23 protein-coding genes, 1 pseudogene and 2 riboswitches are annotated in these 25,691 nt (G+C 63.4%); of the genes and pseudogenes, 10 read left to right on the top strand and 14 right to left on the bottom strand.

Features of this window, described 5'->3' with window-relative positions:
• Positions 1–31: 31 nt before the first annotated feature.
• Complete coding sequence (locus tag L6D64_RS09035; RefSeq protein WP_176507964.1) at positions 32–2,119, top strand: putative bifunctional diguanylate cyclase/phosphodiesterase; 2,088 nt, start codon at positions 32–34, stop codon at positions 2,117–2,119.
• On the opposite strand, the gene L6D64_RS09030 is transcribed toward L6D64_RS09035, so the two are convergent.
• Positions 2,116–2,376 carry a DUF1652 domain-containing protein gene (locus L6D64_RS09030; protein ID WP_054886585.1) on the bottom strand — a complete coding sequence of 87 codons (261 nt, stop codon included), beginning with the start codon at positions 2,374–2,376 and terminating at the stop codon, positions 2,116–2,118. The genes L6D64_RS09035 and L6D64_RS09030 overlap by 4 nt on opposite strands.
• Before the next feature lie 278 nt (positions 2,377–2,654).
• Entirely contained in the window at positions 2,655–3,302 is a 648-nt protein-coding gene (locus L6D64_RS09025; RefSeq protein ID WP_176507965.1) for a DUF1345 domain-containing protein, read from the bottom strand.
• Positions 3,303–3,434: 132 nt separating this feature from the next.
• Here L6D64_RS09025 and L6D64_RS09020 point away from each other — a divergent pair, with 132 nt between their 5' ends.
• A complete protein-coding gene (locus L6D64_RS09020) occupies positions 3,435–4,349 on the top strand; it encodes a site-specific integrase (RefSeq protein WP_176507966.1) in 915 nt (304 codons plus the stop codon).
• Between the two features lie 48 nt (positions 4,350–4,397).
• Here L6D64_RS09020 and L6D64_RS09015 read toward each other — a convergent pair whose 3' ends face one another.
• Both L6D64_RS09015 and gspG read right to left on the bottom strand, forming a co-directional pair.
• Positions 4,398–5,588, bottom strand: a complete 1,191-nt coding sequence (locus tag L6D64_RS09015; RefSeq protein ID WP_176507967.1) for a type II secretion system F family protein — start codon at positions 5,586–5,588, stop codon at positions 4,398–4,400.
• Between the two features lie 11 nt (positions 5,589–5,599).
• Entirely contained in the window at positions 5,600–6,025 is a 426-nt protein-coding gene (gene gspG, locus L6D64_RS09010) for a type II secretion system major pseudopilin GspG (RefSeq protein ID WP_054886602.1), read from the bottom strand.
• A 186-nt stretch (positions 6,026–6,211) separates the two neighbouring features.
• Here gspG and L6D64_RS09005 point away from each other — a divergent pair, with 186 nt between their 5' ends.
• From L6D64_RS09005 to L6D64_RS08990, 4 genes are all read left to right on the top strand, one after another.
• On the top strand, positions 6,212–6,805 hold the full coding sequence (locus L6D64_RS09005) for a lytic transglycosylase domain-containing protein (RefSeq protein ID WP_176507968.1): 594 nt from the start codon (positions 6,212–6,214) through the stop codon (positions 6,803–6,805).
• Between the two features lie 105 nt (positions 6,806–6,910).
• Entirely contained in the window at positions 6,911–8,368 is a 1,458-nt protein-coding gene (locus L6D64_RS09000; protein WP_176507969.1) for a sensor histidine kinase, read from the top strand.
• A 302-nt stretch (positions 8,369–8,670) separates the two neighbouring features.
• Positions 8,671–10,164: a sensor histidine kinase gene (locus L6D64_RS08995; RefSeq protein WP_176507970.1), complete on the top strand. Its 1,494-nt coding sequence runs from the start codon at positions 8,671–8,673 to the stop codon at positions 10,162–10,164.
• A complete protein-coding gene (locus L6D64_RS08990) occupies positions 10,139–11,566 on the top strand; it encodes a sigma-54-dependent transcriptional regulator (RefSeq protein WP_176507971.1) in 1,428 nt (475 codons plus the stop codon). The genes L6D64_RS08995 and L6D64_RS08990 overlap by 26 nt, the downstream gene beginning before the upstream one ends.
• Before the next feature lie 29 nt (positions 11,567–11,595).
• Here L6D64_RS08990 and L6D64_RS08985 read toward each other — a convergent pair whose 3' ends face one another.
• From L6D64_RS08985 to L6D64_RS08975, 3 genes are all read right to left on the bottom strand, one after another.
• A complete protein-coding gene (locus L6D64_RS08985; RefSeq protein WP_176507972.1) occupies positions 11,596–11,898 on the bottom strand; it encodes a hypothetical protein in 303 nt (100 codons plus the stop codon).
• Between the two features lie 83 nt (positions 11,899–11,981).
• Positions 11,982–13,334, bottom strand: a complete 1,353-nt coding sequence (locus L6D64_RS08980; protein WP_054886576.1) for a GntP family permease — start codon at positions 13,332–13,334, stop codon at positions 11,982–11,984.
• A gap of 113 nt (positions 13,335–13,447) precedes the next feature.
• A complete protein-coding gene (locus L6D64_RS08975; RefSeq protein WP_176507973.1) occupies positions 13,448–13,987 on the bottom strand; it encodes a gluconokinase in 540 nt (179 codons plus the stop codon).
• A 206-nt stretch (positions 13,988–14,193) separates the two neighbouring features.
• Between L6D64_RS08975 and gntR the strand changes: the two genes are divergently transcribed.
• From gntR to L6D64_RS28465, 3 genes and pseudogenes are all read left to right on the top strand, one after another.
• Complete coding sequence (gene gntR, locus L6D64_RS08970) at positions 14,194–15,213, top strand: HTH-type transcriptional regulator GntR (protein ID WP_176507974.1); 1,020 nt, start codon at positions 14,194–14,196, stop codon at positions 15,211–15,213.
• A 57-nt stretch (positions 15,214–15,270) separates the two neighbouring features.
• A pseudogene (locus tag L6D64_RS28470) lies at positions 15,271–16,110 on the top strand (PAS domain-containing protein); the annotation flags it as partial.
• Between the two features lie 42 nt (positions 16,111–16,152).
• A complete protein-coding gene (locus L6D64_RS28465) occupies positions 16,153–16,647 on the top strand; it encodes a methyl-accepting chemotaxis protein (protein WP_371263259.1) in 495 nt (164 codons plus the stop codon).
• On the opposite strand, the gene L6D64_RS08960 is transcribed toward L6D64_RS28465, so the two are convergent.
• The 7 genes from L6D64_RS08960 to L6D64_RS08930 form a co-directional block, all read right to left on the bottom strand.
• Entirely contained in the window at positions 16,622–19,885 is a 3,264-nt protein-coding gene (locus L6D64_RS08960) for a transporter substrate-binding domain-containing protein (RefSeq protein WP_176507976.1), read from the bottom strand. The two genes, L6D64_RS28465 and L6D64_RS08960, sit on opposite strands and share 26 nt — an antisense overlap.
• Positions 19,886–19,898: 13 nt before the next feature.
• Entirely contained in the window at positions 19,899–20,513 is a 615-nt protein-coding gene (locus L6D64_RS08955; protein WP_176507977.1) for a response regulator transcription factor, read from the bottom strand.
• 217 nt (positions 20,514–20,730) lie between these two features.
• Positions 20,731–20,973, bottom strand: a complete 243-nt coding sequence (locus tag L6D64_RS08950) for a DUF1272 domain-containing protein (RefSeq protein WP_176507978.1) — start codon at positions 20,971–20,973, stop codon at positions 20,731–20,733.
• Between the two features lie 59 nt (positions 20,974–21,032).
• A complete protein-coding gene (gene cobM / locus L6D64_RS08945) occupies positions 21,033–21,785 on the bottom strand; it encodes a precorrin-4 C(11)-methyltransferase (protein ID WP_176507979.1) in 753 nt (250 codons plus the stop codon).
• A gap of 25 nt (positions 21,786–21,810) precedes the next feature.
• On the bottom strand, positions 21,811–22,203 hold the full coding sequence (locus tag L6D64_RS08940; RefSeq protein WP_176507982.1) for a cobalamin biosynthesis protein: 393 nt from the start codon (positions 22,201–22,203) through the stop codon (positions 21,811–21,813).
• A gap of 14 nt (positions 22,204–22,217) precedes the next feature.
• Complete coding sequence (locus L6D64_RS08935) at positions 22,218–22,910, bottom strand: CbtA family protein (protein WP_176507980.1); 693 nt, start codon at positions 22,908–22,910, stop codon at positions 22,218–22,220.
• Between the two features lie 7 nt (positions 22,911–22,917).
• On the bottom strand, positions 22,918–23,103 hold the full coding sequence (locus L6D64_RS08930; RefSeq protein ID WP_176507981.1) for a CbtB domain-containing protein: 186 nt from the start codon (positions 23,101–23,103) through the stop codon (positions 22,918–22,920).
• 97 nt (positions 23,104–23,200) lie between these two features.
• A riboswitch (cobalamin riboswitch) is annotated at positions 23,201–23,423 on the bottom strand.
• A gap of 894 nt (positions 23,424–24,317) precedes the next feature.
• Positions 24,318–24,522: riboswitch (cobalamin riboswitch) on the top strand.
• A 100-nt stretch (positions 24,523–24,622) separates the two neighbouring features.
• Between L6D64_RS08930 and cobW the strand changes: the two genes are divergently transcribed.
• Complete coding sequence (cobW, locus tag L6D64_RS08925) at positions 24,623–25,690, top strand: cobalamin biosynthesis protein CobW (RefSeq protein ID WP_176506427.1); 1,068 nt, start codon at positions 24,623–24,625, stop codon at positions 25,688–25,690.
• Position 25,691: the final 1 nt, after the last annotated feature.

The following is a 25,691-nucleotide window of genomic DNA, read 5'->3' as shown; positions in this document are numbered from 1 at the left end:
TCGGGCCCCCTGTCCCGAGCTGGATTTCCCAATGTTGACCGGTACTTACTCCTCCGCGCTGGTGCTGATATCACTCTGCGTGGCGATCCTTGCGTCCTACACCGCTCTCGACCTGACCGGCCGTATCGCCACGGCCAAGGGCCGTGCCGTGCATCTGTGGATGGGCGGCGGCGCGTTGGCCATGGGCATCGGCATCTGGTCGATGCACTTCATCGGCATGCTCGCTTTCAGCCTGCCCATCGCCCTGGGCTACGACATCGGCCTGACCGCGTTTTCGCTGCTGATTGCCGTGCTATCTTCCGGCTTCGCCCTGTGGCTGGTCAGCCAGCCCAGCATGCCCCGGTTGCAGCTGGCGTTTGGCGCCCTGATCATGGGCACTGGCATCGCCTGCATGCATTACGTCGGCATGGCGGCGCTGCGCATGCTGCCCGGCATCGATTATGACCCGGCCTTGTTCGGCGCCTCGCTGGCCATCGCGGTAGGTGCCTCGGCGGCCGCGCTGTGGATTGCCTTTCGCCTGCGTCAGCACACCCCATACGTGCGCCAGATCCGCGGCCTGGCGGCGATGGTGATGGGTGTTGCAATCGTCGGCATGCACTACACCGGCATGGCGGCAGCGAATTTTCCCGAGGGCAGTTTCTGTGGTGCGCTGACCGATGGCCTGCAGGGCGATGGCCTGGTCTATCTGGTGCTGATCACCACCCTGGCGGTGCTGGCTGTGGTGCTGCTCACCTCGGTGCTGGATGCACGCCTTGAAGCCCGAACGGCAGCGCTGGCCCATTCGCTGACCCTGGCCAACCAGGAGCTGACCCAGTTGGCCTTGCACGACACCTTGACCGGCTTGCCCAACCGCACGCTATTGTCCGACCGCATCGAGCAGGCGATTGGCAAGGTGGCGGAGCAGGGCGGCTGCTTTGCGCTGATGTTCATCGACCTGGATGGTTTCAAGCCGGTCAATGACGCCTTTGGCCACCATGTCGGCGATCTGCTGCTCAAAGCCGTCGCGGCCCGCCTGCGTGGCCACCTGCACAGCCAGGACACCCTGGCGCGGATCGGCGGTGACGAATTCGTGCTGCTGGTGGAGCTGCAGGAGCCTGAAGACGCCATGGATGTGGCGGCCAAGCAGGTCAACCTGGTGTCGCGCGCGTTCCGCGTTGCCGAGCATGATCTGCAGCTGACCGCCAGCCTGGGTATCGTGTTGTACCCCGGCAATGGCCAGGACCAGCTTGAGCTGCTGCGCAATGCCGACGCCGCCATGTACCACGCCAAGAGCGCCGGCAAGAATGGCTACAGCTTCTTCGACGCCTCGATGAACAGTAACGCCCGCCAGCAGTTGCAGCTGTTGCAGGACTTGCGCACGGCCCTGGAGCAGGGCCAGTTCCGCCTGCACTACCAGCCCAAGTTCGCCGCCCAGGCCTGCCTGCCGATCGGCGCCGAAGCCTTGCTGCGTTGGGAACACCCACAGCACGGCCTGATGCTACCGGACCGTTTCATTGGTCTGGCAGAAAAGACTGGCCTGATCATTCCGATCGGCGAGTGGGTGCTGGATGAAGCCTGCCGACAGATGCGCCAGTGGCTCGAGCAAGGCCACAGCGAATGGCGCATGGCGGTCAACTTGTCGGCCATCCAGTTCTGCCATGCCGGCCTGGTCGACAGTGTCGCCCGCGCCCTGCAGGAAAACGGCCTGCCGGCCAACCGCCTGACCCTGGAGATCACCGAAACCACTGCCATGCACGACGCCGATGCCAGCCTGGCCGTGTTGCAACGGCTTTCCGACATGGGCGTGGACCTGTCCATCGATGACTTCGGCACCGGTTATTCGAGCCTGATGTACCTCAAGCGCTTGCCGGCCAACGAGCTGAAGATCGACCGGGGCTTCGTGCGTGACCTGGAGCAGGACAGCGACGACGCCGCGATTGTCTCGGCGATCGTCGCACTGGGCCAGGCGCTGGGCTTGCGTATCGTGGCTGAAGGCGTGGAAACCGACCGCCAGCAGGACTTCCTGACCCGCCTGGGCTGTGATTCGCTGCAGGGCTACCTGTTGGGCCAGCCGGTGCCGGCCGAGCAGTTCATGGCAAGGTTGCAAACCTTGCGCGAGGAAAGCGTCGCGGCTGTCTAGCCTGCGTCACGCAAGGCGAAGGCCGGTGCAAACGCATCCATCTCGGCTTCCACGGCTTCGATGATGCGTTCGACATCCGCTGCGGCCATGATCGCCGTGCAGGGGATACCGGCAATGGCCAGCAGGGTCTCGCCGGTGGCCCGGTCGAACAGCCGTGCAACCATGCTGCGTGGGGCATCCATGGTGGCTTCGAAGCCCAGCGGATGGAAGTGCCAGCGCATCACCTGGCAGGCGTTGGGGAACGTCATCTTGTTCATGCCAGCCTCCTTGTCCTTGCCTGGTCAGGGTGATGGGCAACCTTGCGCGGCTGCCGGGAAGGTAACCATAGCACCTGCCACAGCGCATGTTCCGTGTAAATCATGACAAATGTGCTAATGCATGACGGTGATCACAAGGTGAGCAATGGCGCCGACGGCAAGCAGAGCGCCGTGGCTAACGCTCTGTGACGGAGGGTGGGCGAAATCGCACTGGTTTTCTAGGATCCCCGGCCGCTTTTGTTTCGGACGAATGGCCTTGGACGCCGGCTGCCGTTCATTCAGCCCAGCAGGCCTGCAGCGATGTTGATGGTGAAACCGAGAATCGCCGTGTTGAACACGAAGCCCACCAACGAATGCGCCAGCACCACCCGGCGCATGCCGCGCCCGCCGACTCCGATGTCAGAGGTCTGCACGGCAACGCTGAGGGTGAACGAGAAGTAGTGAAAGTCCCAGTAATCCGGGTTGCACTCGCCGTCGGGGAAGCGCAGCGCCGGCGCATCGCGTTCGCCGGTGTAGAACAGGCGGGCGTAGTGCAGGCTGAAGATGCAACCGATCAGCAGCCATGAACCGGCCACGGTCAGCCCGGTGTAAAGGTAGTGCAGGGCCTGCGCGCTGCCTTGCAGGTCTCGGCTGGAAACCAGTTGCAGGGTCACGGCGGCCAGGCTGGCGATGGCGGCGATGCACACGGTGAACAGCACCAGGCCGGCGTTTTCGTCTTCGACCCGGGCGACTTTGCGCACCTTGTCGGGGGTGGCGCGGCAGGTCAGCCACAGCACCAGCAACAGGTACAGCCAGACGCCCAGGTTCCAGCCAGCAAGGATGCGCTGGACGATATCGTCGGCCGGGATCAGCCAGGCACCGAGCAGGCCGACCAGTGCGGCGATGCTCAGGCGCGGGTGAGTACGGGTCAGGCGGTGGAATACCATGGGGGCTCGCAGGTGGGGGCTTGGGCTGAACTCTAGACCACAGATCACTTGCCAAGGCGAGGGTTCGATCAAGTCGTCTGGTTTACGGTACCATTGCGCGCCGTTGCTTCGATTCGCTTCAGGATTCACGTTTTGTCCGACCTTTCACAAAATCCACTGCTGCAATACCTGGCCCGGCTGGCACCGTCCAGCCAGCAGACCATGCGTTACATCCTGCAGGATGCTGCCGACCGGCTTGGTTTCGTTGACTGCAACCTGGTCGACGTGCCGTGGCACCGGCTTGAGCCTGGCCATGTGATTGCGCTGGTGGCGGCATTGCGCGCCGATGGGTACGCGCCTAACAGTTCCTCGCTGTATGTCAACGCGGTACGCGGGGTGATGAACGAAGCGTGGCGCCAAGGTCTGATCGACCATGAACAGCTGTTGCGAATCCGTGAGGTCAAGCCGGCGTCCGGCAGCCGCCTGCCGCCCGGGCGCAACCTGCGTCGCAGCCTGATTCGCGAACTGATGGACCTGTGCGAGGCTGACCCACGGCCCCAGGGTGTGCGCGATGCGGCGATCATCGCCTTGCTCTACGGCACCGGCATGCGCAAGTCGGAATCCGTGGATATCGATCTCAGTCAGGTCGACTTCGAGGCGCGCAGCCTGCAGGTGACCGGCAAAGGTAACCGGCAGTTGATCAAGTATGCCCCGGCCTGGGCTTTCGAGAAGCTGCAGGCCTGGCTGGACCTGCGCCGGCAGGCGCTGCCCGAAGGGGCCTCGGATGACCCGTTCCTGTTCAACCGCATCCGCCGTGGCAACCACATCACCCGTGCGCGCATCACCAAGCATGCGATCTACTACATCGCCCGCCAGCGCGGTGCCCAGGTCGGAGTGAAAATCATGCCCCATGATTTTCGCCGCGCGTTCATCACCCGGGTGATCGAGGAGCATGACCTGTCGATCGCGCAGAAGCTTGCGCACCATGCCAACATCCAGACCACGGCCGCCTATGACCGGCGTGATGACAACGAGCGGCGGCGTGCGGTGGACCGGTTCGACTACTGATCTGAAGCGGCCTCTTCGCGGGCACGCCAGCAAAGAGGCCGGTACCAGCTAGTGAATGCTTGAAGCCAGGTCGAAGATCGGCATGTACATCAGGATCACGATCCCGCCGATCAGCAGGCCGATGAAGGTCATCAGCAGCGGCTCGAACAGTTTCACGAACCACTCCACCCAGCGGCCGATTTCCTGGTCATGGAAATCCGCGCAGCGTTCGAGCATCTCCCCCAGGTTCCCCGATTGTTCCCCGGCCCGCAGCAAGCGCAGTGACACCGGCGTGACCAACTGCCCGGCCTCCAGCGCGTCCGACAACGGCAACCCTTCACCGACGCGTCGGCTGGCCTGCTCAAGGCCTCGCGCCGAAGCGCTGCCGAGCAGCCCGTGGGCCATGCCCATGGCGGTAAGGATCGGGATACCGCCCTGCAGCAGAATGCCCAGCGAGCGGTAGAAGCGCGCCAGTTCATACATCAGCAGGCGTTGATGCAAGGCTGGCAAGCGCCGCAGTTGTCGGGAGGCACAGCGCCGCACCAGGGGGTTGCGCCGCACTATCAGCAAGGTCCCGATACCGCCGGCAACCGCCAGTGCCAGTGGCATCTGCTGGGCATGCAGGAACAGGCCGACATCCATCAGCACCCGGGACAACCAGGGCAGTTCGCTGCCCATGCCCTCGAACACCAAACTGAAGCGTGGCACCACATAGCCGAGCAGGAACAGCACCACACCACCGCCCACCAGCAACAGCAGCAATGGGTAGACCGAAGCCCCCACCAGCTTCTGCCGAACCAGGTCCAGGCGCTGGCGATAGCCGATGTAGCGGGCCAGGGCATCGCCCAACGCGCCGGTACGCTCGCTGGACTGTACCAGCGCCACGTACAACGTCGGGAATACCCGCGGTTGCCTGGCCAACGACTGCGACAGCGAGTGGCCTTCATAGAGCTGGCGTACCAGTTCGGTCAGGACCTTGCGCGTAGCGCCGACGGGGGACTTTTCCGCCAGGCTTTCCAGCGCATCGATCAGCGGCAGGCCAGCGTGCAGCAGGGTGGTCAGTTCCTGGCTGAACAGCACCAGGTCGAACGCCGCCGCACGGCGCCAGGCCAGGCCGCCCAGGGCTTTGCCCTGGCCGCGCACGCTGACCACCCGCAGCCCCTGGCTCTCGGCCTGGCGACGCGCGTGCTCGGCATCCTCGGCGTCGATCTGCAACTGCACGATGCCCTGTCTGCCGAGGGCCTTGAGGCTATAGCGCATGGCGGTTCTCCTCATTGCCAGCTGGTGATTTCGGCGTTTTCACCATCGCCGCCGGGCTGGCCGTCCTTGCCCATCGACAGCAGGTCGTATTCGCCGCCGTTTTCCCCGGGTTGGCGGTAGATGTAGGCGCGGCCCCAAGGGTCCTGCGGCACGGCCTTCTGCAAGTAGGGCCCCGACCAGTGCGCCTCGCCACTGGGGGCGGTGACCAGCGCCTGCAGGCCTTGCTCACTGCTGGGGTAATGGCCCACCTCCAGGCGATACAGGTCCAGGGCCTTGCCCAGGCCCTCGATCTGCGCCTTCGCCACCTTGGCTTCCGAGCGACCGAGCTGGCTGAAGTACTTGGGCGCGACGATACCGGCCAACAAACCGAGCACCACCAGGACCACCAGGAGTTCGAGCAGGGTGAAACCACGTTGGGGGTTGGATTTGCGCTGCATGGTGAAGCCCTCCGCTGCATGGGGACACAGGTTGGCCAGCCCCATGCAACAGCCGTGCACGTCTGTCACGGGGCCTTGCGCCATGCGCCATGGCAGGCGGCACGGTGCTTGCGTCGTAGCAGAAAAGCCCGGGTTTTCCGGGGCATTTCCCCCACATCGGGGGAGCACGGCGGGGAGGTAGCCGACATGCGTGTGGTGATCCTGGTAGTGACCTGGCTGGTGGCGGCAAGCGCCCAGGCCGACATGTACATTTCCATCGATGCCAACGGTGGTTATGTACTGAGCAACGTGCACCGGCCAGGACGCCATTACGAACGGGTGATCAGTGAATCGCTTGCCCAGGCGGGCCCGGTCGACGCGCAGATGATCACCGGGCGGCCCTATGCCGAACTGGTGGCGGCGGCGGCCCGTGACTATGATGTGCCGCTGGCGCTGCTGCATGCCCTGATCAAGGCCGAGTCAGGCTACAACCCGAAGGCCCGGTCGGCGGCCGGGGCGGTGGGACTGATGCAACTGATGCCGGACACGGCCAGGGAGATGGGCGTGGAAAACCTGCTGGACCCCGAAGACAACGTGCAGGGCGGGGCACGCTACCTCAAGCGCATGCTGACCCTGTTCGACAATGACATTACCCTGGCCGTGGCCGCCTACAACGCCGGCCCCGATGCCGTGCGGCGGCGCGGCGCGGTCCCCCCGTACGCCGAGACCCGCCGTTACGTGCCAACCGTGTTGCGCGAATACCGCAAGCTGCAGGGGCTGGCTGATGACTCGCCACTCTGAATGGGCCTTGCGTCGCGAAAGTGGCGCAACTCGTCCTCAAGCAATGCCATGGTTACCCAACTCTGGGCTATAACCTTTCAAAGGTGCCCGGCAGTGGAGTCCGTCATGGTCATCGCCCCCCGTTCAGAAGTACTCGAGGCGCCTGCGGGCACCGAAGCCGCTGCTGCGCACCGGTCATTCAACCTGTTGCGCTGGTACGCCTGGGTGAGTTTGGCGGTCATCCTGTCTGTGGCCGCTGGCCTGGGGCTGATCTCCAGTCGCTTCATCATCGATGAAAGCATCGAGCGCGACGCCTTGCTCACCGCGCAGTTCATCACCTCGATAGCCGACGCCGAAGTGCGCCATGTGGCGATCCCCAATGTGCGCACCATGGGCGAACTGCTTGACCCACGCACCGACCGTGCGGCAATGCCCGATGTCGACCCCGAAGCACGGCGCAAGGCTCGCGGTGAGTTCCTCGATCATATCGCCCACCTGCCAGACATGCTGCTGGCCAACATCTATGCCCCGGACCGGACGGTGATCTGGTCGACCAACCCGGCGCTGGTGGGCAAGCTGATCGAAGGCGATGGCGACCTGGACCGTGCCTTCGAATACAAGATGCGGGTCTCGGCCAGTTACCACAATTTCGAGCAGGCCCGAGCCGAGCAGAAGTTCGTGACCCCGCCGGAACAGCTGTTGATCGAAAACTACATCCCGCTGTTCGATGCCGACGGCGATACCGTCACGGCGATGGTGGAAATCTACAAGGAACCCCGGGACCTGATCGTGCGCATCGAGCACGGGCTGATTCTCATCTGGCTGGCCATCACCGTCGGTGCCGGGCTGGTCTATATCGGCCTGTACGGCATCATGCGCCGCGCCGCGCGGGTGATGGCGGTGCAGCAGAAACGCTTGATCAACAGCGAGACCTTTGTGGCCCTCGGCGAGGTGTCCTCGGCGGTAGCCCACAGCCTGCGCAACCCACTGGCCAGCATCCGTTCCAGCGCCGAGCTGGCCCAGGCCTTCGATGAAGGCCCGGCGCAACGCAACATCAATGACATCATCAGCCAGGTCGACCGCATGTCGCAGTGGATTCGTCAGTTGTTGCAATCCTTGCGGCCGCTGAATGACGAAGCGGTGCCGGTCGATTTACCCCAGGTCCTGCAGGAAAGCCTGCAGAGCTTCGCCGTGCCGCTGGCCCGCAGCGGAGTAACCCTGGACCTGCAGCCGTTACCGCCAGTGCAGGTGCTTGGCCAGCCGGCGTTGCTCGCCCAGATCTTCAACAGCCTGATCGCCAATGCCCTCGAGGCGATGGAGAACGGCGGGCGGTTGCGCATCGAGGTGGTCAAACGTGACCGGCGCAGCCTGACCCTGCGCCTTGCCGACACTGGCAAAGGCATGAGCGAGCAGCAGCAGCGTTTGGCGTTCCGGCCGTTTTTCAGCACCAAGCAAGGTGGCTTGGGTGTGGGGCTTGTACTGGTCAAACGCATCATGGAGCGCTTTGGCGGCTCGGTCCGCCTGAGCAGCAGCCAAGGCCATGGCACGCGGGTCTCGCTCAGCTTCAGGTTGGCACGTTTGTGATAACGAGCATCAATAAAAACGTGCAACTTCTTGATTTGTAAGTATTTACAGATTATGGGTATACGGCACCCAAATGTGGGGGATGAACCTCGAACCTAAATCAATAATGCTGCTTAAGCTATTGATTTATAAAGATGTGACCATTGGTTATCGGGCGTGGCGAAGTTCTTGCAAGTTCTCTCGACAGGTAACGCGCGACATTGGCGGCACTAGCTGCCCGGGTGGGATGGCGTCAATTTGCTACTATCGGTAGCAATGCGATGACCACCTTCTGAACGGACTCCCTGTACGGGAACGACGCGATGCAGATGCTGGATGAAGATGTTCCCGTGAAACCCGCTGCACTGCCCGCTAGCAGTGGCCTGGCCGTACCGCTTCGCGAGTTCAACCTGCTGCGCTGGTTTTCACTGATCAGCCTGTTGATCATCGCTTCGGTGGCTGGCGGGCTGGGCTACGTGTCGACCCGCTTCGTGGTGCGCGACAGCGTCGAGCGGGATGCCATGCTTACCGCCCAGTTCATCCAGTCCCTGGCGGTGGCCGAAGTGCGTCATTCGCAGCTCCCCCCGGGCGCCACCATGGGCGAACTGCTCAACCCGCAGCTGGACCAGCAGCACCTGCAGATCAGCCCGGGCCTTGTCGCGGCGACCCGGGCGGAGTTCCTCGACCACGTCGAGCATTTGCCGGATACCTTGCTGGCCAATGCCTATGCCCGAGACCGCACCATCGTCTGGTCCACCAACCCCGAGCTGATCGGCAAGCGTATCGAAGACGATGGTGGCCTGAACCGTGCATTCAGCTCGCGCAAGGCGGTATCTGCCAGCTACCACAGGGTCGAAGGCGGCCGTGAGGAGCAGAAATTCCTCCGTGAACCCAAGTACCTGTTCATCGAAAACTACATTCCCTTGTTCGATAGCCAGGGCGAGCAGGTCCTGGCCATGGTCGAGATCTACAAGGAGCCGCAGGACCTGGTACGGCGAATCCAGCGCGGTTACGTGCTGATCTGGGCTTCGACGCTGGTGGGTGGCGCGCTGATCTATTTCGGCCTGTTCTGGATCGTGCGCCGCGCTGCATTCATGCTGAATCAGCAGCAGAACCGGCTGGTGGCCAGCGAAACTTACGTAGCCCTGGGCGAGATGTCCAGCGCAGTGGCCCATAGCTTGCGCAACCCGCTGGCCAATATCCGCTCCAGCGCCGAGCTGGCCGAGGGCATAGCCAGCCCGCTGGCGCAGAAGAACATCAACGACATCATCTGCCAGGTCGACCGCATGTCGCGCTGGGTGCGCGAGTTGCTGGTGTCGCTGCGCCCGGCCAGCGATACCGCCGAGGCCGTGGACCTGGTGGCAGCCATCGAAGATACCCACCAGGCCTTCGCTCAGCAGATCGAGCGCAACGGCGTGCGCTTCAGCTTCGAAGGGCCGCACGTGCAATGGGTGGCCAGCCAGCCCCTGCAATTGACGCAGATTCTCAACAGCCTGTTTTCCAATGCCCTGGAAGCCATGCCCAAGGGCGGCGTCCTGCATGCGCAGGTCAGCGTGCAGGATGGGCAGCGTGCGCAACTGGTGCTCAGCGACACCGGCAAGGGCATGAGCCAGCAGCAGGAAAGAATGGTGTTCAAGCCATTCTTCACGACCAAGCAGGGCGGCCTGGGTGTCGGCCTGGCCCTGGTCAAGCGGATCATGGAACGGTTTGGCGGCTCGGTCAGCCTGAGCAGCCGTGAAGAGGAAGGAACCCGCGTCAGCCTCACTTTCAATATCGCAGCGGGAGAGGACCATGGAGCACAGCATCCTGGTAGTTGAGGATGACGAAATCCTCGGCGACAACATTCGCACCTACCTGAGCCTCAAGGGCTTTGAGGTGACGCTCTGCAACAGTGCGGAGCTGGCGCTGGAACAGATCAAGCGGGCCCAGCCCGATGCGGTATTGACCGACAACTCATTGCCGGGCATGAGCGGGCACGACCTGCTACGCACTCTGGTGGAGCAGGCGCCGGACCTGAAGGTGATCATGATGACCGGGTACGGTAATGTCGAAGACGCCGTGCAGGCCATGAAAGAGGGTGCATTCCACTACCTGACCAAACCGGTGGTGCTGGCCGAACTCAAGTTGACCCTGGAAAAGGCCCTGGCGGCCGAGCGCATGGAGCGCACCTTGTCGTTCTACCAGGAGCGCGAGGCGCAGAAGTCCGGGTTCCAGGCGCTGATCGGCGAATCGCCGGCTATGCTCACCCTCAAGCACACCTTGCATCAGGTGCTGGACGCCGAGCGGCGCATGGCCAGTGACGATCTGCCGCCCGTGTTGATCGAAGGCGAGACCGGGACCGGCAAGGAGCTGGTCGCCCGCGCGTTGCATTTCGACGGTTCGCGCAGCAAGGGGCCGTTCATCGAATTCAACTGCGCGTCGATCCCGGCCAATCTGCTCGAGGCCGAGCTGTTCGGCCATGAGAAGGGCGCGTTCACCGACGCCAAGGAGCGCCGTGTGGGCCTGGTGGAAGCGGCCGATGGCGGTACGCTGTTCCTCGACGAGATCGGCGAGATGGACCTGGTGCTGCAGGCCAAGCTGCTCAAGCTGCTGGAGGATCGCAGCATCCGCCGCATCGGTGCGGTCAAGGAGCGCAAGGTCGACCTGCGGGTGATCAGTGCCACCAACTGCAACCTCGAACAGATGGTGCAGCAAGGCAAGTTCCGCCGCGACCTGTTCTTCCGCCTGCGCATCATCGCGTTGAAAGTGCCACGGCTATACGCCCGCGGCCAGGATGTGCTGCTGCTGGCCCGGCATTTCCTGGCGCATCACGGGCGCCGCTATGGTAAGCCGAACTTGCGCTTCAGTGCCGAGGCGGAAGCCTTGATGTTGAGCTACAGCTGGCCGGGCAACGTGCGTGAATTGCGCAACATGCTGGAGCAGACCGTGTTGCTGGCGCCCAATGAAGTGATACAGGCGCACCAGCTGAACCTGTGCCTGACCTTGATCGACGAACCGCTGGTGGCTCAACCCACGGCGACCCTGTACGAATTGCCGCGCCATGAACCGGAGCCTGGCACCAGCCTGCCGGACATGGAGCGTGACCTGGTGTGCAAGACCCTTGATCGTACTGACTGGAACGTCACCAAGTCGGCGCGGATGCTGGGGCTGTCGCGGGACATGCTGCGTTACCGCATCGAGAAGCTGGGGCTGACCCGGCCTGACAAACGTCAGTGGTGAGGCAAGGGGCGTCTGGCGCCCCTTGGACTCTATTGTTGACTGCCGCCTGAGCCCTTTCCGCCTTGTCGCCCGGAACCCTCGGAGCCACTGCCATCCATCCCCGGCAGGTCGCGGTTGTCATTCTGCCTGGCTGGCGGGCTTTCCGGGTCATTGCCCTGGATGCGCGGGTCGGTATCACGAGGCATGGGCTTTTCGATCGGATCAAGGGTGCTGTCGACTCCCGGCTGCGGCGCCGGGTTGTGCGGGTCATCGGGGTAGGTTGGCCCGGTGCCGACTGCCAAGGCCAGTGGTGAAGTGAGCAGGGCAACCAGCAGCAAGGTTGAACGGGGCATGGCAAGCTCCTTTGCGTAGGGTAGGGCGCATACTTGTGTTGGGCCCTACCGGGTTGCTCAGGTGCCATCCCCCCGATCAGCGGTCACACCACCGTCGACAACGCCATGATGAAGATGATGCCGACGATGGACAGGATCGTCTCCATCATGCTCCAGGTCTTGAAGGTTTCCGCCACGGTCATGTTGAAGTACTGCTTCACCAGCCAGAACCCGGCGTCGTTGACGTGGGACAGGATCAGCGAGCCAGCGCCGGTAGCGAGCACCAGCAATTCGCGGTTGACCCCCGGGACCAGGTCGATCACCGGGGCGACGATGCCGGCGCCGGTGATGGTGGCCACGGTCGCGGAACCTGTGGCGATACGGATTACCGCTGCCACCAGCCATGCAAGCAGGATCGGCGAGATCTGCGCCTGTACGGCCATCTGCCCGATGACGTTGCCGACGCCGGTATCCACCAGCATCTGCTTGAAGCCGCCACCGGCGCCAACGATCAGCACGATGGCCGCGGTCGGTGCCAGGCTCTGGTCGAGCATTTTCATGATCTGCTGGCGGTTGAAGCCACGGGCCGAGCCGAAGGTATAGAAGGCCAGCAACAGGGCGGCGAGCAGGGCGGTGATCGGGTGGCCGATCAGGTCCATCCACTGGCGGACGATGTGCTCGGCCGGCAGCACCACGTCAGCCAAGGTCTTGAGCAGCATCAGCACCACCGGCAGCAGCACGGTGATCAGGGTGACACTGAAGCTTGGCAGGTTGTTCTGGTCCGACTCCTTGGCAATCTGGTCCATCAGCTCCTGTGACGGGCTGCCCGGAATGTAGCGGGCAATGAAGTTGCCGAACAGCGGGCCGGCGATGATCGCCGTGGGCAGCGCCACCAGCAGGCCATAGAAGATGGTCTTGCCGATGTCGGCATGGAAGATGCCGATTGCCAGCAGTGGCCCCGGGTGTGGCGGGACCAGGCCATGGACCACCGAAAGGCCGGCCAGCAGTGGGATGCCGATCTTGATCAGCGACACCCCGGAGCGCCGGGCGACGATGAACACCAGGGGGATCAGCAGCACGAAGCCGATCTCGAAGAACAGCGGGATGCCCACCAGGAAGGCGGCGAACATCATCGCCCAGTGCACGTTCTTCTTGCCAAAGGCGCGGATCAGGGTCTGGGCGATCTGGTCGGCGCCACCGGAGTCGGCCATCAGCTTGCCGAGCATCGTCCCCAGGGCGAGGACGATGCCGACGAAGCCGAGCACGCCACCGAAACCGTCCTGGAACGACTTCATGACCTTGGCCACCGGCATGCCGGAGGTCAGGCCGAGGAAGCCGGCCGCCAGGGTCAGGGCGACGAAGGGGTGGACCTTGAAATGGGTGATCAGCAGGATCAGCCCGACGATGGTGACCAGCGCGTCGAGCAGCAGGTAGGTATCTGTAGCCAGTCCGAACATGGTTTTGATGCCTCGGTCTTATCGTTGTTTTTGGCGTAGCTTTTCTATTGAACTTTCGCCGCCTTCCGGCGTCGAGACAGCGCTATCTTTGGTGAGCCGGAAAAACCGCCGGTTCAGGCAGTCCGCGCCAGGTCCCGCTCACCGCAGGGCTTTAGCCAGGCGTCGACCGTTTCGGCGAGTACCGCAATCGGCTGAGTGGCATCCAGCGCCAGGGTCAGAGGCTCGCCACGGGGTGACTCTAGGGCGGCGAACTGGCTGTCGATCAGGCTCGCCGGCATGAAGTGGCCTGGGCGGGCGAGCACGCGTTTTTCGGCCTCGGTGGGGGTGAGTTCGAGGAACACGAATACCAATTCCGGCATCGCTGCGCGCAGGGTGTCGCGGTAACGACGCTTGAGTGCCGAGCAGGTGAGGATCGGCCGTTCGCCCGCTTTCACCGTCGCTTGCAGTTCCTGGCCCAGGCGTACCAGCCAACCGGCGCGGTCATCGTCGTCCAGGGGGATGCCGGCGCTCATCTTGCGGATGTTTTCGGCAGGGTGGAATGCGTCGCCTTCGATCAGGCGACCGCCGCTTCGCTTGGCAATGGCATCGCCGACGCAGCTTTTGCCGCAGCCGGCCACACCCATCACCACGATGGCGGACAGGGGAGAATTCATCAGTACCTCCTGCGGGGTGAGACAGCGCTGTCCCGTTGCAAACGAAACGCCAGCTCCCCGGTGTTATTGATCTTGTCCTTACGCAGTATGGACGCTTGGCAGCGTGCTGCAGTGGCCACTACCAAAGATTACATTGCCTGCGTCCTGAGACAGCGCTACCTTAGTGGCCGTTCCCCATTCCTGCAAGTAGTAAAATTACAACATCCATGTCCCGCACAGGCTCTCGCACCACAGGTCGTCCCACGCTGGCTGAAGTCGCCAGGCTCTCCGGGGTTTCCCCGATCACGGCTTCGCGCGCACTGCGCGGGGTCAGCACGGTTGCCCCTGGGCTGGTGGAAAAGGTCATGGCCGCCGCCACGTCCCTGGGCTATGTCGCCAACCCGGCGGCGCGGGCGCTGGCGTCGGCACGCAGCCAGTCGGTGGTGGTGCTGATTCCGTCGTTGTCCAACCAGCTGTTCATCGATACCCTGGAGGCCATCCACGAGGTGATGCGCCCGCGTGGGCTAGAGGTGCTGATAGGTAACTACCACTACGATCTCGACGAAGAAGAAAACCTGATCCGCAACTACCTGGCCTATCAGCCGTGCGGCATGCTGCTGACCGGCTTCGATCGCAGCGATGCCGCGCGGCAGATGTTGGCAGCCAGCGGCGTGCCCTGCGTGCACATGATGGAACTGGGTGGAGAGGCTGGCGCGTTGTCGGTGGGCTTTTCCCAGCAGCAGGCGGGGCGGGCTGCGGCAACGCACCTGATCGAGCGCGGCCGACGGCGCCTGGCGTTCATTGCCGCGCAGCTCGACCCACGGGTGATGCAGCGCGCCGAAGGCTTTCGCCAGGCCCTGGCCGAAGCCGGCATGCAGGCCACCGAGCTGGAGATTCTGGCGCCGCAACCGTCATCCATTGCACTGGGCAGCGAACTGTTCAGCCAGTTGTTGGCACAGGCGCCGGATGTGGACGGGATCTTCTTCTGCAACGACGACCTTGCCCAGGGCGCGGTATTGCAGGCATTGCGGCAAGGGATCGAGGTGCCACGGCAGGTGGCCATGGTCGGTTTCAACGACTTGCCGGCTTCGGCGCACATGGTGCCGCGCCTGACCTCCATTCGCACCCCGAGGGCAGCCGTTGGCCGGGGCGCCGCCCAGGCACTCCTGGCACTGCTCGATGGCAAGCGGGTAGCCACCGAACAGCAGGACCTGGGCTTCGAACTGATGGTGCGCGAGAGCTCATGAAATGCCTGAAGAAACATCGCTAACTGGCTAATCACAACGTGATATCAAGTTGCTTGCATGCGATCAAAGCCGATCTATGCTCAGAAAACACTGGGCATCAAGGATCCTGGCGCCATGTTCGACTTCCACCGCAAATCTGACTTGATCGAGATTCAGCGCACCCGCAAGGCCCTGGCCGACGCCCAGGCCAAGCTCGCGGCGATAAGCCGCTGTATGGCGATGATCGAGTTCGCCCCCGACGGCACCATTATTGATGCCAATGCCCAGTTCTGCCAGGCGATGGGCTACAGCGTGGACGAATTGCGCGGTAAGCACCATCGCCTGTTCTGCGACCCAACCTACGCCAAAAGCGCCGAATACCAGCAATTGTGGCGTGAGCTGGGGCAAGGCAAGGCCATCAGCGGTACCTTCGAGCGTGTCGACAAGGCAGGCCGCGAGGTATGGCTGGAGGCCAGCTACATGCCGGTGTTCGACGAGCAACAGCAGGTGACCAGTGTGATCAAGGTGGCGGCCGATATCAGCCAGCGGGTGAAGGACGAGCACGAGAGCGAAAGCCTGCTCAAGGCAATCGGGCGCTCCATGGCGGTGGTCGAGTTCACGCCGCAAGGCCGGGTGATCAAGGCCAACCCGAACTTCCTGGCGACCATGGGCTATCGCCTGGAGGAAGTCGTGGGGCGTCATCATGGACTGTTCTGCCTGCCCCATGAGCGCGAATCGGGCGCATACCGTGAATTCTGGGCTTCGCTCAACCGTGGTGAATATCACTCGCACCGCTTCGAACGCATCAACAAGCAGGGCCAGACGGTTTACCTGGAAGCCTCGTATAACCCCATCTTCGACAACAAAGGCCGCTTGTACAAAGTGGTCAAGTTCGCCAGCGATATCACGGCGCAGGTCAATACCCAGCAGAGTGCCGCCGATGCGGCCCATGCCAGTTCGGTGCAGACCGATGCCTGCGCGCGTAAAGGCACCGAGGTCGTCCAGCAGACCGTAGCGGTCATCGAGCAGATCTCCCAGGAGCTCAATGATGCTGCCCGCAGCATCGATGCGGTAAGCAAGCAGTCGGATGTGATCGGGCAGATCGTGCTGACCATCCGCGGTATTGCTGACCAGACCAACCTGCTGGCCTTGAACGCGGCCATCGAGGCGGCCCGGGCCGGTGAGCACGGCCGCGGCTTTGCCGTGGTGGCCGACGAGGTGCGCAGCCTGGCGGCGCGCACCAGCAAGGCGACACTGGAGATTGTCGATGTGGTGCGGCAGAACCATGACCTGTCGTTGACCGCCGTGGCCAGCATGCAGTCGAGCCTGTCACGCACGGGGCGTGGCGTTGCCCTGGCCAACGAGGCGGGGACGGTGATCATGGAGATCCAGCAAGGTTCGCGGCATGTGGTCGATGCCATCAGCCAGATCAACTCGACGCTGCAATTGCACTGAGCGTGTCGCCCAGTTCACGCAGCAAGGCCTGCAGGCTCGTCTCCAGCTGCAGGTGCAGCGCGTCTGTTGGCAGCCCCTGGGCATGGGCCTGCTCGATGGCTTCGCAATCTTTCACCACCTCGCGTACCCGCAGCATCTTGGCCCCCCCTTTGATGCGATGGGCAAGGGTGCGCAATGCCTCGCGGTCAGTGGATTGATCAAGGGCTTGCAAGGCGTTGAGGTCTTCGCGGGCGCTTTGCGTCAGTTGCTCGAGCAGCTGCCTGGTCAACTGTGGGTCATCCTGGGTCAGGTTGCGCAGTTCATCCAGGTTGAATCCGCTCGATAGCGGTGCGGTGACGCGTATCTGCGACAGGTAAGCCTTCAGGGTTCGCAGCCCGATGGGCTTGAACAGGCAATCGTCCATGCCGCTTTCCCGGCAACGTTGGCGCTCTTCGGCCTGGGCATTGGCGGTGACCCCGAGAATGCAGCAGGCGGGCTGCCCGCGTTGGCGCTCCAACTGGCGAATCCTGCGAGTCAGTTCATGGCCGTCCATGACCGGCATGCTGCAGTCCGTGATGACCAGGTCGAAAGCATGCGTTTGCCACAAGGCCAGCGCCGCTTCGCCATGCTCGGCCAGCGTCACCCTGTGGCCTAGGTTGTTGAGCTGTTTTTCCAGCAGCAGCAGGTTGGCCGGATAGTCATCGACCACTAGCACATTCAGTTTCCTCACGTTGGCTTCGTCGTCGGCTGCGTTGTGCACCACGGCTATGGGGGGCTCACTTAGCGGCAGCGTCAACTGGACCTGCACGCGCGTGCCGACACTTTCAACGCTTTGCAGGTCGAGCCTGCCCCCCATCAGTTCGGCCAGGGTCCGGCTTATCACCAGACCCAGACCCGCCCCTTGACTCGCCCTTGGGCCTGAAACCTGGGTGAAGCTGTTGAAGAGCCGAGCCTGGTCCTGTGCGGCTATGCCGATGCCGGTGTCGCTCACAGCCAGTTCGACCCTGGCGCTGTCGCCTGCCGTCGAGGCTTGGAACTTGACTTGGGCCAGGACCTCGCCACGGTCGGTGAACTTGATCGCATTGCTCAACAGGTTGGAGAGGATCTGCTTGATCCGCAGTGGGTCAGCCAGGACCCAGAGTGGCCCTTCAGGCAGTTCGCCACGCAGGTGCAGGCCCTTGATTCGGGCATTGCCCTCGAACACACGCAAGGTACTGCGGACCAGGTCCAGCAGGTCGGTTGCCACCGGCTGCAGCGTCATCTGCCCGGATTCGATGCGCGAGATGTCGAGAATGTCGCCGATCAGCCCGAGCAGGCCGACCGCTGAGTCGTGAGCGGTCTGCAAGGTCTGGGTGTCGCAGCGACTGGTACGGTTGTCTTCCAGTGCCAGTTCCAGCAGGCCGATTACCGCGTTCATGGGCGTGCGGATTTCGTGGCTCATGGTTGCCAGGAACGCGCTTTTGGTCTTGCTGGCCTGTTCGGCTTCGTCCTTGGCCTGGCGCAGTTGCTCCAGCAGCCCCCGGCTGAATGCCAGTTGTGTCTGGAGCGCCCGTTGAGCTTCGGTGCGCTGCTGGATCAGCTTGCGCAAGTAGCTGTTCCAGAACACTACGCCCGCGAGCAGTAGGGCTGAGAGCACCAGCACCTGCAGGGCCAGCCTGCGGTAGTCGCGCCAAGGGCTGTCGCTGACCAGGGTGCTGGTGTGCCAGCGGTTCAACAGCTGGTCCAGCTCATCGGGGGGAATGCTCATCAGCGCCTTGTCGAGGATAGCTTGCAGTTGCGGCTGGTCAGGGGCTACGGCGAATGCGGCGACGGCCGGCTCGTCGTCCATGACGCTGGCGATACGCAGCTGCCCCTTGAACACTTGATTGATGTAATAGGAGGCATTGATATAACTGCTGTAGGCAGCGTCAGCATGACCATTGACCACGGCCTCCATCAGGCCGAGGGGATTGTTGACCATCACCAGTGTCGCCTGCGGAAAGCGCCGCAATACCTCGGCACGCAGGTGCGAACCATGGAGGAGCGCGATGCGCTGCCCGTCGAAATTCTTGGCCTGCAATGGCGAGGGCCCTTGGTTGCGCGTCACCCACACCCTGGGGCTGACCAGATAGGGGCGGGTATAGCGCAGCCGCGCCGCGCGCTCTGTGCCATAGCCCAGTGCGCCGATCATCTGTGCCCTGCCGTGGGTGACCTTTTCAACCATCTCCTGCACGGTGTCCTGCTCGATGAATTTGAATTGCAAGCCGGTGCGCAGGGTGATCTGCTTGAGCAGGTCGACGGTGATCCCGCTGACATGCTGCTGGGCGTCGTTGAAGGTCAGCGGGGCAAGGGCCGTGTCGACCAGTACGGTCACGGTCGGATGCTGGGCGATCCAGTTTTTTTCTTCCTCGGTCAGCGCTGACAGGTGTCGCTCCAGCAACAAACTGGTATTGCTGCTGCTCCAGCGGCGCAGGATGTTCAGGCGCTCGCTTTCGCTGATCCTGGCCAGGGCGCTATCGACCAGGCGGCGCAGCCGCAGGTTGTCATTGGCGAAGGCGAAGGCAAAGGTGCCGGATGCCATCTGGGAAAAGTGGTCGATCTTCACGGTGCCCTGGTAGCTTTTGCCAATCTGGTAGTCGGTGCTGATGGCATCGCCCAGATAAGCGTCGACCTGACCCAGGTCGACTGCTGCCAGGCCAGCCAGCGTGGAGCGATACAGACTCAGTTGCACCTCTGGATAGAGCGCCCGGACGGCCTCGCCCGGCAGGTAGTGATCGACCATTGCCAGGCGCAAGCCGGCCAGCGCCTTGTCTTGCCTCAGCGGGGCATCCTTGCGTGTCGCGATAACAGGCAGGTCTTCGGCATAGGGCAGGCTGAGGCTGAGCATGGCATCGGCGGCCTCAAAGCTGTTGGAACTGCCCAGCAGGTCGATCGTGCCAGCACGTAGAGCGGCGATCGCCTCATGGCGGCTGGCGTAGCGCCTGACTTCCACCGGTACCCCCAGTTGTTCGGCAATCAGCCCGGCATAGTCGGCACTGAGGCCTTCGTAAGCATCCAGGCTGACGTTGATTTCGAAAGGGGGGTAATCCGGCCGTGAGGTACCCAGTAGCAATGCGCCGCGTCGCTGCAGCCACTGGCGGTCGGCATCATTCAATTGCAGCGGCTGTGCGGCGCTGGTGGCGCGTGCCAGCAAATGCCGCGGCTCACCGTCGGCGAGTGACATGAGCGGGCAGCCGAGCAGGGCGACGAACAGGATCAGGCCAGCCAGGACAGGTTTCATACGCGCCGCGCGCTCAGTTGACGTGGTTGCGTTTGGCCAGATCGACCATCTCCACCAATGATTCGGTCTTGAGCTTCTCCATGATGCGGCCACGGTAGGTGCTGATGGTCTTGGCACTGAGGTTCATGCAAGCGCCGATGTTCTTGTTGTTTTCACCACGGCTCAGGCGCCGCAGTACTTCCATTTCACGGTTGGACAGGCTGCCCAGGCGGGCGGGCTCGCTCTCCAGGGTATTGCTGTTGACCGCCATCTGGGGGAAGGTCGAGTAGCCCTTGATCAGTGCCTTGAGGGCGAACACCACAGCCTCCAGGTCTTCGCCCTTGGTGACGAAGGCACCGATACCGGCATCCAGGCAACGGCGCACGTAGAGGTCGGTGGCTTGCCCGGTCAGCACCATTATTTTCGGTGCCGGCTCCTGTTGTTGCAGGCGCTTGATGACCTCCATGCCATCCAGCCCGGGAAGCCCTATGTCCAGTACCACTACATCCGGGCGTAATTCGCGCACCTTCTGTGCCACTTCGCTGCCATTGTCCAGTTCACCGACGATACGAAAGCGCTCGCGCTCGAACAGTATGCGCAGGGAAAAACGAACGATGGCGTGATCATCAACGATCAGCACGGTTGTCATGTCATCAACTCCTGTCGGAATGTGGTCGGCTTCCTGAAGTAATCAGGGGGTACGTCTGCCAGCTTTTTCGGCTGTGCAGCACGATACGACCATTCCGGATCCGTAGTAATGGCGAGTATAGATGTGTTGAACAAGCGAGCCGGTATTGTGGAAATTTCCTACAAGAATGGTGTTACAGGCCTCGTTGCAAGCGGCGAGGCCCGTAACCGGCCGAGGGTCAGGCGCAGGCCGGGTGAGGCTTGAGCACGCGCTGGGTCGAGGCGGGGTTGTTGTTCAAGGCCTGGCCCACCCGCGTCGGGCGGGCCAGCAACTGGCCGCCGCAATTCGGGCAGCGGCCCTGCAAGCGGTGGTCAGCGCAGTGGCGGCAGAAGGTACATTCGAACGAGCAGATCATGGCGTCAGGGCTGTCGCCCGGCAGGTCGGCATCGCAGCATTCACAATTAGGGCGCAGCTCCAGCATGGATAGTCCTCCGGTGGTGGAAAACGCAGTCTGCGCCGCCCTTCGCCGGCTTGGCAATGCTAGTCGCCGGGGCGGAACAAGTGCGCGTGGCCGGCGCGGTACAACGCTGACTCGGTGAAGGGGGCGTCGCCGAGTACATGGCCGACGAGGATCAGGGCGGTGCGCCTGAAACCCTTGCTGGCGACCTGTTCGACGATATCGGCCAAGGTGCCGCGCACCGAGTCCTGGTCTGGCCAGGTGGCACGATGGACTACGGCGACCGGGCAGTCGGGGCCGTAGTGGGGAAGCAATTCTTCGACGATGCGCGGCAGGTGCTTGACCCCCAGGTGAATGGCCAAGGTACTGCCGTGCCGGGCCAGGTCGCCGAGCTGTTCGCCTGCAGGCATCGGAGAGCTGTCGCCGTAGCGGGTGAGGATAACGGTCTGCGCGACCTGTGGCAGGGTCAGTTCGCAGCCGAGCAGCGCCGCGCTGGCGGCGGTGGCCGTGACCCCGGGGACGATCTGGTAATCGATGCCCAGTTCGCGCAGGTGGCGGATCTGCTCGCCGATGGCACCGTACAGGCTGGGGTCGCCACTGTGCACCCGGGCCACGTCCTGGCCGTTGGCGTGTGCCGCGCGAATGGCGTCGATGATTTGTTCGAGGTGCAGTTCGGCACTGTTGATGACCTTCTCCGCCTGGTGGCCTTCGAGTACCGCTGCGGGTACCAGCGAGCCGGCATAGATGATCACAGGGCACTGGCGGATCAGGCGTTGGCCCTTGACCGTGATCAGTTCCGGGTCGCCGGGGCCGGCGCCGATGAAGTAGACCGTCATGGCAAATCCTTGAAAATGGAAGCAATTATCCGGCGCAGGCCAGAGCCAGGGTAGCGGGGCCGCGCACCTGGCGGGCCACCTTGAGTGTGACGCTGGGGTGACTGAGGCTGGCCAGGGCCAAGGCGGTGCTCTCGGCGACACCCCAGCAACCGCCATGCGCGAAGGCCACGGCGGAGCGGTGGCTGAGCTGGGGTTCGAACCGCTGCAGCTGCTCGGCCGCGAAAACCACCAAGGGCAAGGCGTGACGTGCGGCGAGTTGCTGCAAGCCCGGCTCGTCGGCTTTGCCAGCGATGCTGGCAAAGCCACGGAGTGCTGTGATGCTCAGGCCGTTATGTTGCAACACTGCTTGCAGCAGGGCTTCGAGCACATCCACCGGGCAGCCCCGGCGGCAACCGAAGCCTGCGTACAGCACCGGCAATGGCGGGGCGGTCATCAGGCCAGGCTGGAGCGGCGATACAGCCAGGCGCTGAGCAAGCCCAAGGCCACCCAGAAGGCCGCGTTGGTCAGCCACGAAGCGATCATGAACTGGGTTTCCAGGGCATGCGGTGCCAGGCTTTCGTGGACCTCCGGCTGCGGCGCGCCGATCACATGCGGTACCACCAGCAACACGGCACCCAGGGCCTTCAGCAGGCCATGACGTGCGAACACCAGCAGGGCCAAGCCCAGTGCCGTCGCGGCGGCGGTGCCGACCCACCAGCTCTGGCGCTGACCGAGATCGGCGGCGGCAGTGCCGGGCAGTTCGGGTGGCAAGCCCAGGGTAGGCGCGAGGCAGAACACGGCAAAACCGGCCAGCCCCCACAGTGCGCCCGTGCTGGTGCGGCCAGGCTCCCGCAGGCTGTAGAGGGCGGCGAGGATCAGGGCGAAGCCGACGGCAACCACCAGATTGCCGCCAGTGGTCGAGAGGGTGCGCTGCCAGCCATCTTCTGGCGACCAGGCTTCTTCGCCATGGGTGTGGCCAGCGCCAGCTTCTTCGCCGTGGCTGTGGTGCGCGGCTGCCGGGCTGGCCGCTTCGTAGGTTTCCGCCTCAAGGATCAACGGTGCGACCCAAAAGCTTTGCAGGAGGGTCAGCAAGAGGGCAGCGAGCAGGCCGCTGAACCCGGCTGTGCGGGCAATACGCTTGATCATGGCAGCCTCAGTGGCAGGGGAAGGCGGCGCTATGGCGCGTGTCGTGCGCGGCGTTGTGCACGGCTTCGATGTGCGAGAACCCGGCGAAGTAGACCAGGCACAGGCCGAGCAGGCTGGCACCGACGGCGATGACCACGCGCTGGCTGAGGGTGATGGGGGTGGCGATGCCATGTTTGGCGTTGGTGATGGGCATGACGCGATCCTCTGCTTTTTTGTAAGGGCAACGGACAAGCGCGGCAGTCCCGGGGGCAAGGCGCCCGAGGAGATGCGACAGCGCCCGCCCACCGCGGGGTGTTCATGGACGACAGGCCGGTCTCCGGGCTTGCGAGGAGGAGTTGGGCTCCTTGAAAGGCATCACCTTCCCATGCCGGACTGCGTGGCACAGTGGTCTGGACGCTTCGCTCGCTTACCGTTGCGGGGGCAGCACCGGCTTTGCCCGGCCCTGAAGGGCCTGCGACGCACCGATTTCCCGTTTCACCCCCGCTTGGGGGCACCTGACGCAAGGCGTAAGGAGAGCACGGGGCGAGGGAGACGTCAAATGTCATGCAGATGCAATGCTTGCTCTTGCTCTTGCTCTTGCTCTTGCTCTGCTTTTGCTTCTAAGCGCGCGGTAGTTCAGCAAACGCGGAATGCGACTTCAGGAGGCCGAACGCAGGCGTCTGGAGGGCCAGGGTGCGCAGCACCCCTTCGGCGCAGCCGAAGGCGCGAGATGTAGACTTGCGCAGCAAGTCGTAGGCCGCGCGGGCCCGGAGGGCGCCGGAGTGAGGGGACCCCGGAGCGCAGCGGAGGGGCCGGATGATGGGAGCCAGCGTTTTTTGGTTACTTTTTGTCGCGTTTGACAAAAAGTGACCCGCCGTAAGGGCGGAAAGGTGACTGTGCGTCGCCACCGCCAATGAATGCACTCGACTCAATCAAAACCATCGCTGTCCAGCTTTTGGCTTTTGGCTTTTGGCTTTTGGCTTTTGGCTTTTGGCTTTTGGAAGTGGGCTTTCAAATCAAGTCAACATTCATTTGCCATGGTGGCGCTGAATCAGCTTTTCGCCTTTACGGCGACCTACTTTTTGACTGGGCAAAAAGTAGGCAAAAACCCCCGCTCCCATCATCCGGCCCCTGCGCTTCGCTCCGGGGTCCCCTCACTCCGGCGCCTTCCGGGCCCGCGCGGCCTACGACTTGCTGCGCAAGTCTACATCTCGCGCCTTCGGCTACGCCGAAGGGGTGCTGCGCACCCTGGCCCTCCAGACGCCTGCGTTCGGCCTCCTGAAGTCGCACTCTGCGTCGCCTGAGCTACCGCGCGCTTAAAAGCAAAAGCAAAAGCAAGAGCAAGAGCAAGAGCAAGAGCAAGAGCAAAAGCTGACCGATGGGCTTTGTGGACGGGATGGCAACAGTTGACCACCCGCCACCCCCCGCGTAGCCTTGCGACTTCGAGGTTCTTCGGCACTGCCGAAGCTAAGACGGGAACGCGGTACAAGCCGCGGCTGCCCCCGCAACTGTAGGCACCGACAATGGGTCGACACAGCCACTGCGCCAACGCGCGGGAAGGCGTCACCCCGCCAGCTGCTTGATGCACTGGAACGGTGCAAGCCAGGAGACCTGCCTCGAGACGATTTCGACTTTCAACCGGGCGGGGTGATCCGGTGGCGAACGAGCCCGGCCGGCCTGGCCTGCGGCTTTCGTCCCGTGTGCCCGCACCAACCTGCCAAGGGCAACGCGACATGAAAACACTGGCCAAGCTCCCCGTCACCATCGTTACCGGCTTTCTCGGCTCGGGCAAGACCACCTTGCTCCGCCACATGCTCGACAACGCCCAAGGCCGCCGCATCGCGGTCATCGTCAACGAATTCGGCGAGCTTGGCATCGACGGCGAAATCCTCAAGCAATGCAGCATCGGCTGCACCGAGGAAGAAACCAGCGGCCGCGTCTATGAACTCGCCAACGGCTGCCTGTGCTGCACCGTGCAGGAAGAATTCTTCCCGGTGATGCGCGAACTGGTCGCACGCCGTGGCGACCTCGACCACATCCTCATCGAAACCAGCGGCCTGGCACTGCCCAAGCCCCTGGTGCAAGCCTTCCAGTGGCCGGAAATCCGCAACGCCTGCACCGTCGATGCGGTCATTACCGTGGTCGACAGCCCGGCCGTGGCCGCCGGCACCTTCGCCGCCTACCCGGAGCAGGTCGACGCGCAACGCAAGCTTGATCCCAACCTTGATCACGAATCGCCACTGCACGAACTGTTCGCCGACCAGCTGGCCAGTGCCGACCTGGTGGTGTTGAACAAGGCTGACCTGATCGACGCCGAAGGCCTGGCCAAGGTGCGTGCCGAAGTGGCCGAGGAGCTGCCGCCAGCCGTCAAGGTAATCGAAGCCAGCAGCGGCCGACTGCCGCTGGAAGTGCTGTTGGGCGTGGGGGCGGAGTCCGAGGCGCACATCGATGGCCGTCGCACCCACCACGACGCCCACCATGACGGCGACGATCATGACGATCACGACCACGATGCCTTCGACTCGATCTCCATCGACCTGCCCGAAGCTGACGAAAGCCTGCTGCTCGATGCCCTGACCCAGCTGGTGGTGGAATTCGGCATCCTGCGCGCCAAAGGCTTCGCGGCCATCCCCGGCAAGCCGATGCGCCTGTTGGTACAGGGCGTGGGCACCCGTTTCGACAAGCACTTCGACCGCGCCTGGCGCGCCGACGAGCCCCGCATCACCCGCCTGGTGCTGATTGGCCAGGACCTCGATGCCCCACAACTGGAAGCGCGCCTGCGCCAGGCCCTGGGCGCCTGAC

Origin of the sequence: Pseudomonas urethralis (assembly GCF_021602465.1) — a bacterium.
Taxonomy (GTDB): Bacteria; Pseudomonadota; Gammaproteobacteria; order Pseudomonadales; family Pseudomonadaceae; genus Aquipseudomonas; species Aquipseudomonas vlassakiae.
The sequence above is the reverse complement of the archived record's forward strand: the minus strand, read 5'-3'. Positions and strand labels throughout refer to the sequence as shown.